The 11,023-nt window shown below is 55.7% G+C and carries 6 protein-coding genes and 1 pseudogene; all 7 read left to right on the forward strand.

What is annotated here, in order from left to right:
* Positions 1 to 28 precede the first annotated feature (28 nt).
* A complete protein-coding gene (locus DWV16_RS07160; protein ID WP_118478461.1) occupies positions 29 to 2,482 on the forward strand; it encodes an ATP-dependent Clp protease ATP-binding subunit in 2,454 nt (817 codons plus the stop codon).
* A gap of 91 nt (positions 2,483 to 2,573) precedes the next feature.
* A complete protein-coding gene (locus DWV16_RS07165; protein WP_199719770.1) occupies positions 2,574 to 3,242 on the forward strand; it encodes an HAD family hydrolase in 669 nt (222 codons plus the stop codon).
* Positions 3,243 to 3,586: 344 nt separating this feature from the next.
* Positions 3,587 to 4,177, forward strand: coding sequence for a helix-turn-helix domain-containing protein (locus DWV16_RS07170; RefSeq protein ID WP_066459769.1), 591 nt, complete (start codon positions 3,587 to 3,589; stop codon positions 4,175 to 4,177).
* Entirely contained in the window at positions 4,177 to 5,832 is a 1,656-nt protein-coding gene (locus tag DWV16_RS07175) for an AMP-binding protein (protein WP_243007286.1), read from the forward strand. Before DWV16_RS07170 ends, DWV16_RS07175 begins: the two co-directional genes overlap by 1 nt.
* A 118-nt stretch (positions 5,833 to 5,950) precedes the next feature.
* A complete protein-coding gene (yunB, locus tag DWV16_RS07180) occupies positions 5,951 to 6,679 on the forward strand; it encodes a sporulation protein YunB (RefSeq protein WP_066459767.1) in 729 nt (242 codons plus the stop codon).
* Positions 6,680 to 6,774: 95 nt separating this feature from the next.
* On the forward strand, positions 6,775 to 8,757 hold the full coding sequence (ligA, locus tag DWV16_RS07185) for an NAD-dependent DNA ligase LigA (RefSeq protein WP_118478465.1): 1,983 nt from the start codon (positions 6,775 to 6,777) through the stop codon (positions 8,755 to 8,757).
* 136 nt (positions 8,758 to 8,893) lie between these two features.
* A pseudogene (locus DWV16_RS19020) lies at positions 8,894 to 11,023 on the forward strand (hypothetical protein); the annotation flags it as partial.

Here is an 11,023-nt window from a genome sequence, read left to right on the forward strand (position 1 = left end):
TCTCAACAAGTTCATTTGAGGTGGTTATTTGTTTAAATTCAACGGTTTTACGCCGAAGGCGAACGCCGCGATCAACTGCGCGATCGAGGAAGCGTCCGCGCTGGGGCATACCTATATCGGGAGTGAACACCTGCTGCTGGGCCTACTGCTGGAGGGCAGCGGCGTGGCTTTCACTGTCCTGCAGAAAGCGGGCGTCACGGTTGAAAAGGTGCGGGAAATGCTCATCAAAACGGTGGGCCGCGGCATCCAGTCGGTTTTGAACCCGTCGGATATCACTCCGCGCTGCAAGCGGATTTTGGAGCTTTCGCTCATGCAGACGCGCATGAGCGGCATTCCGCTCGCGGGTACGGAACACATCCTTGTAAACCTGCTCAAAGAGAACGAAAGCTACGGGGTACGCTTTTTACGCCAGCTGCTGGTTGACCCGGAACAGGTGCAGAAGCAGCTTTCCGACATGACCTGCAGCATGGGCCCGGCGGATCTGCCGGGCGGCGTGAAAAAAGTTTCCCCGTCGCGCACCAAAACGGCGGCCCGCACGCCGCTCATTGATAAATATAGCCGGGACCTTACCGAACTGGCGCGGCAGGGCAAGCTCGACCCGGTGATCGGAAGGGAAAAAGAGGTGGAACGGGTTTTGCAGATCCTGACCCGCCGGACCAAAAATAACCCCTGTCTGATTGGCGAGGCCGGGGTTGGAAAGACTGCGATTGCGGAAGGGATCGCGCGGCGGATTGTCGATATGGATGTCCCGCAGCAGCTCAAGGATAAACGCTTCGTTGCGCTCGACCTGACCGGTATGGTCGCCGGGACAAAGTATCGCGGCGACTTTGAAGAACGGATCAAGAACACGATTGAGGAGGTGGTTGCCGCCGGGAATATCATCATGTTTATTGACGAACTGCACACGATCATCGGGACAGGAGCGGCCGAAGGCGCTGTCGACGCGGCCAACATCCTGAAACCCCAGCTTGCGCGTGGGGAATTTCAGCTGGTGGGCGCAACGACAATCGACGAATACCGCAAGTTCATCGAAAAGGATAGCGCTTTGGAACGGCGCTTCCAGAGCGTGATGGTGGAGGAACCCAGCGAGGAGGACACCATTGAAATTATCCGGGGCCTGCGGGAAAAATACGAGGCGCACCACAAACTGAAGATCGCTGACGATGCGATCTCCGCCGCGGTGGGGCTTTCCGCGCGCTATATTGCCGACCGCCATCTCCCGGACAAGGCGATCGACCTGATCGATGAAGCTTGCTCGCGTGTAAAGATGAATACCATTACAGTTCCGAATTGTATTAAAGATTTGGAAAATAAGCTGAACGCCCTGAAAATTGATAAGGAAAACGCAATCTCATCCCAGGATTTTGAATTCGCGGCGAGCATCCGGGACCGGGAAGCCGAACTCAAGGCGAAACTTGAAAAGGCGCAGGGAGAATGGGAACTTTCGGGCGACGCGGATGGCCAAAAGGTCACCGGGGAGGATATTGCAAAGCTTGTGGCGGACATCACCCGCATTGACGTGACCCGGATTACCGAGGCGCAGAGCGACCAGCTTCTGCATCTGGAAGAATCGCTGCACGAGATGCTTATAGGGCAGGAACAGGCAGTACATGCCGTGGCAAACGCCATACGGCGTTCCCGTGTCGGGCTGCATGACCCTGCGCGGCCGCTTGGCTCGTTCATCTTTCTGGGACCGACCGGCGTGGGCAAAACCGAGCTCTGTAAAGCGCTTGCCAAGTGCATGTTCGGTGATCCGCACGCGATGATCCGGCTCGACATGTCGGAATATATGGAGCGGCACGCGGTTTCGAAGCTGGTGGGTTCGCCGCCCGGATATGTCGGTTTCGAGGAAGGCGGACAGCTCACCGAAAAAATCCGGCGCCGCCCATATTCGGTACTGCTTTTTGATGAAATTGAAAAGGCACATCCGGATTTTTTCAACCTGCTTTTACAGATTCTGGAGGATGGCATTCTGACCGACGCGCAGGGCCGGACGGTCAGTTTCAAAAACGCCATCATCATCATGACCTCCAATGTTGGAGCGCGGCTTATCACCGAACAGGCTAACCTTGGATTTTCACTTGAGGATGAAACCGACTTCGACCGGCAGCAGGAAAACATCCGCAAGATGATGCTTGCCGAACTCAAAAAGGAGTTCAAGCCGGAATTTTTAAACCGTGTGGATGAAATTATCGTTTTCCATAAGCTCACCCAGGAGGAAGTGCGCAGGATTGCGGAAAATATGCTTGATGCGCTCAAAACCCGTCTGGCCGGGCTTTCGATTGAAATCAGCTTTGATGAAACCGCGACAAAGCAGATTTCTACTGATGGGTTCGATCCGCTCTACGGCGCGCGCCCGCTGCGTCGCGCGATCCAAAGCCGTATCGAGGATAAGCTGGCGGACGAAATGCTTCACGGCAGGATCAAAGCCGGGGATAAAATCCGCTGTACCTATGCGGACGAACAGTTTTTGTTCTCTTGATAGGTCTTTGTTTTGTCAGATACGCGAATAGCATTTTACACAAAGATGTGATACAATGCTTGTGACGAATAACGATCCCGGAGGCGTCACAATGCGGATAATAAAGCGGCTTGCGATCTTTGATATGGACGGGACCCTGCTCAATACGCTGGATGACCTGGCAAACGCATGCAATCACGCGCTGCGGGAGAACGGTTTTCCCGCGCATCCGAACGAGGCCTACCGATATTTCGCGGGGGACGGGATCCACAAGCTCGTGGAGCGCAGCCTGCCGCTGTGGGTGAAAAATGACGAAACGGTTCACGCGAGGGTAAAAGAAGCTTTCGATGTATATTATGGGGCGCACAGCGAGGATCTGACGAAACCCTATGACGGCGTGCTCGAGACGCTCGACGCAATGCGCGCGCAGGGCACCTGCCTCGCGGTGCTCTCGAATAAGCCGCATGAATTCGTGACCGTACTCGCCAAAAAATATTTTGGGGAACGGTTTGCCGTGGCGCATGGGCAGCGCGCCGGCTACCCAAGAAAGCCCGATGCGTCGCTCGTCAAAGAAATTTTGGAATTGACCGGGACAGGCCAGGGAGACTGCATCTACTGCGGGGATTCCGGGGTGGATATGCAGACGGCCAAAAATGGCGGCGTCTATGCCATCGGCGCGCTGTGGGGGTTCCGGGATGGGGAGGAACTGCTTAAAAATGGGGCGGATGCCCTGGCGGAGTCGTTCCCGGATCTTTTAAAATTTTCCCATGGAACCTATTGACAAATGGTTTCGGATCGTGTATATTAAACCACAATGATATTTGAAAGACGATGACAGGGACTGCGGAAAACATGGGTCTGTCCACAGAGAGCCGGCGTTTGGTGAAAGCTGGCGGCAGATAGTTTCCTGCTGATCACCCTTGAGTCGGGTGCCAAAAGCCGGCTGGCGAGTAGGTTCCCCCGCTGGACAGCGTTAAAGGTCGGAAGCTTGTTGGAGCTTTGCTAAGTGGTGCGTTTGCACAATGTGGGTGGTACCGCGGATTTGTTTATACAGACCCGTCCCTATTGAGTTAGGGATGGGTCTTTTTGTTTTATCGAAAATGAATTTGATATGGAGGTCATCATATGCAGGATCAGCTCAAAGAGATTGCCCAGAGAATTAAGGCGCTTCGTGAAATTATGGAAATTCCGGTGGGAGAACTGGCGCGGGAAAATGGAGTCACCGCAGAGGAGTATCTGGAATACGAATCCGGTGAAAAAGATTTTACCTTCACCTTCCTTTATAACTGCGCACAGCTTTTTGGAGTGGACATCATCGAGCTTTTGACCGGCGAAAAGCCGCGGCTTTCCTTCTATTCGATCGTCCGCAAGGATGCGGGGCTCAAGATCAACCGCCGCAAGGGCTTTACCTATAACCATCTTGCCTATCGCTTTTCCGACAAGACCGCCGAGCCGTTTTTGGTCACCGCGCCTTTCTTTGAGGAGGAGCAGGATCAGCCGATCCACCTTTCGACCCACGACGGCCAGGAATTTGACTACGTCCTCAAGGGCCAGCTCAAGGTACAGATGGAGGACCATGTCGAATACCTGGAAGCGGGCGACGCGATTTATTACGACAGCGGCCACGGCCACGGGATGATCGCGACCGGCGGCGAGGAGTGCGTTTTTTTAGCAATTGTAATGCGGGATCAGCATGAGAGAGGGGAAAGAGACTGATGGAGATGGAGAATTTTTATCAGCGCTTCTGTAAGGAGCGCTTTGACGAGAAAGGCGTGCTTACTTACTTCGAACCGGTGATTGCCGATAACTTCAACTTTGCTTATGACGTGGTCGATGAGATCGCCCGTCTGGAACCGGGCCGCCGGGCGATGGTCTGGTGCAATGTCGCCGGGGAAGAACGAACCTTCACTTTCCGTGAAATGAAGCTCTATTCGGACAAATGCGCCCAGATGCTTACCGATCACGGCATCAAAAAAGGCGACATGGTCATGCTGGTGCTCAAGCGTCACTATGAGTTCTGGTTCACTGTGCTCGCCCTGCATAAGATCGGCGCGGTCGGCGTTCCGGCGACCAATCTGCTCACCGTGAAGGATATCCTCTACCGCTTTGAGGCCGCAAGCATCACCGCCTGCGTCTGTTCGGGCGAATGCAACATCACCGAATATGTTGACGAGGCCTGCAAAAAGTATTCTGACATCCGCGCGAAGTTCATCGTGCGCGGCAAGCGGGAAGGATGGATCGATTACGCCACCGAGCTTGAAAAGTACGATGGAAACTGGCAGCGTGTGGAAAATTCCAAAGAGGACCCGCTGCTGCTTTATTTCACCTCCGGCACGACCGGATTCCCAAAGATGGTCGTTCACAATCATGCCTATCCGGCGGCGCACATTCTGACAGCCCGTTACTGGCACAATGTCCATGCGGACGATCTGCACCTGACCGTTTCCGAGACTGGCTGGATGAAGGCGGTTTGGGGAAAACTTTACGGTCAGTGGTTTGCGGCGGCGTCAATCTTCGTCTATGACTTTGACAAATTCGTCCCGGGCGACCTGCTTCATGTGATGGAAAAGTACGGCGTTACGACCTTCTGCGCGCCGCCGACCATCTACCGTTTCTTCATCAAGGAAGGGCTTGGAGGCTACAATTTGAAAAATCTGCGCTACTCGACCACTGCGGGCGAGGCGCTCAACCCTGAGGTCTATAACCGCTGGCTTGAATTTACCGGGCTCAAACTTATGGAATGCTACGGCCAGACCGAGACGGTCGTGCAGTGCGTCAACCTGGCTGGGACTACGCCGAAACCCGGCTCGATGGGCAAACCTTCCCCGCAGTATCATCTGCGGCTGGTGGATGAGGACGGAAATGATGTTCCGCGCGGCGAAGTCGGTGAAATCTGCGTCGATACGCAGAAACCGTATTTCGGACTCTTCAATGGGTACTACCGCAACGAGGAAGCCACCAGAGCCGCCTGGCATGACGGTCTCTACCATACCGGCGACACGGCGTGGATGGACGAGGACGGCTACCTCTGGTATGTTGGGCGCACTGACGATGTGATCAAGGCGTCCGGCTACCGCATCGGGCCGTTTGAGATTGAGAGTGTGCTGATGGAGCACCCCGCCGTGCTGGAATGCGCGGTCACCGGCGCACCCGACCCGATCCGCGGTACTGTCGTCAAGGCGACCATTGTGTTGACCAAGGCCTACCAGCCGTCCGACGAATTGAAAAAGGAACTGCAGACCTATGTGAAAAGACAGACCGCACCTTATAAATATCCCCGTATCGTCGAGTTCGTGGAAGAACTGCCCAAGACCATCTCCGGCAAAATCCGCCGCACCGAGATCCGTGCGAAGGATGGCCAGAAAGACTGATCCTTTATTTTCGCTTCAAAGCGCGCCGCTTGAAAAAGCGGCGCGCTTTCTTTGTTTTTTGCACATTTTCAGCCCCTTGCACATACATTTGTAGAATGAAAGGGATGGGGGCGATGGCATGAGGCCGGTGACAATCCGGGTGAACAAACGCAAGCTGCGCGGGATCAAAATGCTGGCGGTCGGGCTGGCCCTCCTGATGGTGATTGTGGTGATCGACGGGCGGGTACGGCCGATCATCACCACGATCTCCTCCTACCAGGCGAAGCTGGAGGCGACCAAATCGATCAACGACGCGGTCATCGAGGTGATTTCAGAAGAAGATGTCGTCTACAACAGCATCATCAGCATCACCCAGGGGAAAAACGGGGAAGTCTCTTCGATCTCGACCGATATGATCTCGATGAACCGGCTCAAAGCGGAGATCACCAACAAGGTTTCCGACTTCCTCAGCGACAACTCGACCCGGCCGGTCGGCATCCCGATCGGTACCCTGATGGGCGGGCAGATCCTTTCCGGCCGTGGCCCGGAGGTGGAATTCCGGGTCATCCCGGCCGGTTATGTCCACACTGAAATCTATAACCAGTTCCAGTCGGCGGGCATCAACCAGACGCTGCATCAGATCATGCTGAAGGTCGACGCGACGGTCAGCGCCGTTATGCCGATCTATACGGTCACCACCGAGGTCACCACCAACATCTGCATCGCGGAAACGATCATTGTCGGGCAGGTGCCGGAGGCGTACAGCGAGATCAACGGCGATCACTCCGATCCGATCAATATGTATAACGACTACAAGGCGGACAATTTCGACCTCTCCGGGGATACCTCCCGCTTGCGCGATTCCTGAACAAACTGAAAAATAACGGCATCAAAAGTTCATACGAAAGATCCGGCGTGATATAATATAATACCTTAGAATCTATCAAACCGGAGGACAGGAAAATGGATTTTGCCGCGGCAGAGAAACGCGTTCAGGAACTGCGTAAAATGATAGAAAAGCACAGCTACCAGTATTATGTTCTGGATAATCCGTCGATCAGCGATTTTGAATACGATAAACTCCTGCATGATCTGCTCGACCTTGAAACGGAATTCCCAGCGCTCGATTCAGAAAATTCCCCCACCCGCCGTGTCGGCGGGATGGCGCTCAACACCTTTGCGCCGGTGCGCCATGAGGTGCAGATGGGCTCGCTGCAGGATGTTTTCAGCACAGAAGATCTTGTCGCTTTCGACGAGCGGGTGCGTGAAAAGATCGAACACCCCGTCTACATCGTCGAGCCGAAGATCGACGGGCTTTCGGTTTCGCTCGAATACCGGGACGGCGGCTTCGTACGCGGTTCGACCCGCGGAGACGGTATCACCGGAGAGGATGTTTCGGAAAATCTCAAAACGGTGCGCTCAATTCCGCTGACGCTTCGGGAAAAGCTCCCGTTTATCGAGGTGCGCGGCGAGGTCTATATGCCGCGCGCGAGTTTTGAAAAGGTGGTCACGCGCCAGATTGAGAACGAAGAGGAGCCTTTCAAGAACCCGCGCAACGCGGCGGCGGGCTCTTTGCGGCAGAAGGACAGCAAAGTGACCGCCCAGCGCGGGTTGGACATCTTCGTTTTCAATATTCAGCAGGTCGAAGGCAAGACCCTCACCGCGCATAAGCAGTCGCTGGAATATCTCCAGGCGCTTGGCTTCAAGGTGATTCCTTCCTTCAAAGCATTTGACAACATCGCGGACGCAATCGAAGAAGTGGAGCGGATCGGCCAAAACCGTTACGCATTCCCGTTTGATATCGACGGCGCGGTCATCAAGGTGGACGATTTTGCCCAGCGGGAAACGCTCGGCGCGACCTCGAAATTTCCCAAATGGGCGGTTGCCTTCAAATATCCGCCGGAGGAGAAGGAAAGCATCCTTCTCGACATCGAGATCAAGGTCGGTCGCACCGGCGCGCTCACCCCCACGGCGGTATTTGAGCCCATTACGCTGGCAGGCACGACAGTGAGCCGCGCGGTGCTGCATAACCAGGATTTTATCAACGAAAAAGGCATCTCGGTCGGCGACCGGATTGTGGTGCGCAAGGCTGGGGATATCATCCCGGAAGTGGTGGCTGTCGCACAGCACCAGGAGGGAAAAGCTCCCTACCAGATCCCGCATCTCTGCCCGTCCTGCGGCAGCGTGGCGGAACGGGAGGAAGGGGAAGCGGTCCTGCGGTGCGTCAATATGGCCTGCCCGGCGCAGGTGGCCCGCAATCTGACACATTTTGCAAGCCGCGACGCGATGGACATCGACGGGCTGGGTCCGGCGATTGTGCATCAACTCCTGGAGGCAGGGCTGGTGCACTCGGCGGCGGATCTTTATGAGCTGAAAGCGGAGGCGCTTGCAAAGCTCGACCGAATGGGGGAAAAGAGCGCCCAGAACCTTGTGGATGCGCTGGCAAAATCAAAGACGCGCGATCTTTCCCGGCTGATCTTCGCCCTCGGGATTCGCGGCATTGGGCAGCGGGCTTCCCAGTTGCTGGCGCAACGCTTTGGGGATATCGACGCGGTCCTTGCGGCCACAGCGGAGGAGATTGCAACGATCGATGGCTATGGGGACATCATGGCCGAAAGCGCGGCTGATTTCTTCGCACTCGAGCAGAACCGCCAACTGATCGAACGGCTGCGCGCGTTGGGACTCAACATGAAGTGTGAAATCGCGCCTGCGGAAGATACCTTGGCGGGCAAGACCTTTGTTCTGACCGGTACGCTCCCGACAATGGCGCGCAGCGAAGCGAAAGCGCTTATTGAAGCTGCGGGCGGCAAGGTGAGCGGCAGCGTCTCGAAAAAGACCGATTACGTGGTGGCCGGCGAGGAAGCGGGCAGTAAGCTCACAAAGGCGAATGAACTTGGTGTCGCGGTAATTGATGAAGCGGAGCTTTTAAAATTGCTCGGGAAATAAAATGGCAAAGCGACAGGCGTTCCTGCAAAATGCAGGGACGCCTGTTTTTTGACTATTTCTGCCGCGCCGGCTATAATTCACCCGCCTTTTGCCAAACATAAAAGGGAATACAAAATGGGGAAATGGCGGTTTACCGATGAAAGAGATCGAAAAAGTTACCATTACAGAGAAGGTCGAAGGGCTGTTTTCGCAGCTCTCCGAACATCGCAATACAGTCGCCGGAATGCGCCGGGAGTTGTGCAAAAACCTGGATGTTCTGCGTGAAAGTTTCGCCGCACTGCGGGAAACAGGGGCTGCCGCCGGTTGGCAGCAATGGCTTTCGGACAATTTCTATGCGCTGGAGGGGCACGCAAAGCAGTCGATGAACGATCTGCGGGGATACCGCAAAAACAGCGTTCCGCTTGCTTCCCTCTATTTTATCCTGCGCGGGGTCTTTGCAGATGCGGTCGTCCCGCTGACGCAAGAAAACACCGCCGAAGCGCTCGGCGCTGCCAACCGCCTGCAGGAACTGGGGGAGCGTCAGTTCGGATTTGTCTATCCGGCGCTTAAATGTACCCTGATCGCGGCTGCGGCGATGGCCTGTTCGCCAAATCTTGCAGACGAGGAACGTGAACGCAGAATTTCCTTTGCGGTGGTTGGACTCTCGCAGCTTTATGAAATTGACTTTGCCGAACTGACCGAACAGTGCAGCACGGCGGAAGAGATCCTTTTGGAAGACCCATCGGGCGTCTATCCAAAAATGGCGCGTCAGTCAAAACGATATTACCGTGAAATTGCCGCCCGTATCGCAAAAAAATCCGGCGCGGTGGAAAGCGCCGTCGCCCGGGACGTGGTGGAATACGCAAAAAAATCTGATGGGGAACGCACTTCCCATGTCGGTTATTACCTGCTTGAAAAAGATCCGCAGGCAAAGAAGGGGAAACTGCACGGCGCGGCGGCACTGGCCGCCACCTGGATTGTGCCGGTTTTTCTTTGCGCACTCTGCGGATTTTGCTGGGACAGGATTTTTTTGCCGGTCCTGCTTTACCTGCCGCTGGTGGAGATCGTGCGGATTTTTGCCTGCGACCTTGCGATGCGGGGCATTCCGGCGCGCCATATTCCACGTATGCGCCTTGGCGGGGAAGCCCCCAGAACGGTGGTGGTGATTTCAACTTTACTGCCCGCTCCGGAAAAAGCGCGGGACCTGGCCAAACGTCTGGAACAGCTCTACTTTTCCAACAAAGGGGAGCATCTGCGCTTTTGCGTGCTGGCGGATTTCAAGGAGGACCGCAGGCCGTACCACCCACAGGACGCGGTGCAGATCGGCGCGGCCAAAAAAGTGGTGGAAGAGCTCAACGCATGCTATGGGAATCGTTTCATGCTGTTTGTGCGCAGACGGAGTTTTTGCCCGACGCAGGATCGTTACTGCGGCTGGGAACGCAAACGCGGCGCGATCACCGAATTTGTACGCTTTTTAAATGGCAGCGAGACTTCGGTAAGCTGTTTTGTGGGCGACAGGGCGGCGCTTTCTGAAGCACGGTTCCTGATTGCGCTCGACAGTGACACAAACCTGCTCTTCGACACGGCCGATGTGCTAATCTCCGCCGCGATGCATCCGCTCAACCGGCCGGTGGTCGGAAAAAACCAAGTCGTTACAGCCGGTTATGGGATTTTTGTACCCGCGATTGGCACCGAACTCGATTCTGCCAAGGAAACAGACTTTACACGCATCATGGCGGGGGCGGGCGGCATCTCCACCTATGAACAGGAAAGCAACGATTTTTATCAGGACCTGTTCGGAGAGGCGATTTTTTCCGGCAAGGGACTGATTGACATTGAGGCGTTTCGCACGGTGGTTGGCCACCGGTTTCCGGAGAATGCGCTGCTCAGCCATGATATTTTGGAAGGGGCCTATCTGCGTACAGCGCTCATTTCCGATGTCGAGATGACCGACGGGATGCCTGCAAGCGCACTCTCCTGGTTTTCCCGGCTGCACCGCTGGATCCGGGGCGACTGGCAGAACCTGCGTTTTATCGGGAAACGCTTTTCGGTGAATGGTATAAAACGGGTAAACCCTATCGGCGGGCTCTCCCGGTACAAGATGCTCGACAACCTGCGCCGCTCGCTTACGCCGGTGGCGGCGGTGCTCCTGGTGGCGGCGGCGGGATTGGCCCGTCCGGATGAAGCGCTCTGGCTGTGTGCTGCGGCGTTTCTTTCGGTTTCGCTCGCGCCGCTGCTTGCCGCATTGCGCGCGTTCCTGGCGGGCGGACGGTTTGCGCTCACCCGC

The organism is Anaerotruncus sp. AF02-27, assembly GCF_003465835.1.
In the GTDB taxonomy this organism is placed as follows: domain Bacteria; phylum Bacillota; class Clostridia; order Oscillospirales; family Ruminococcaceae; genus Anaerotruncus; species Anaerotruncus rubiinfantis.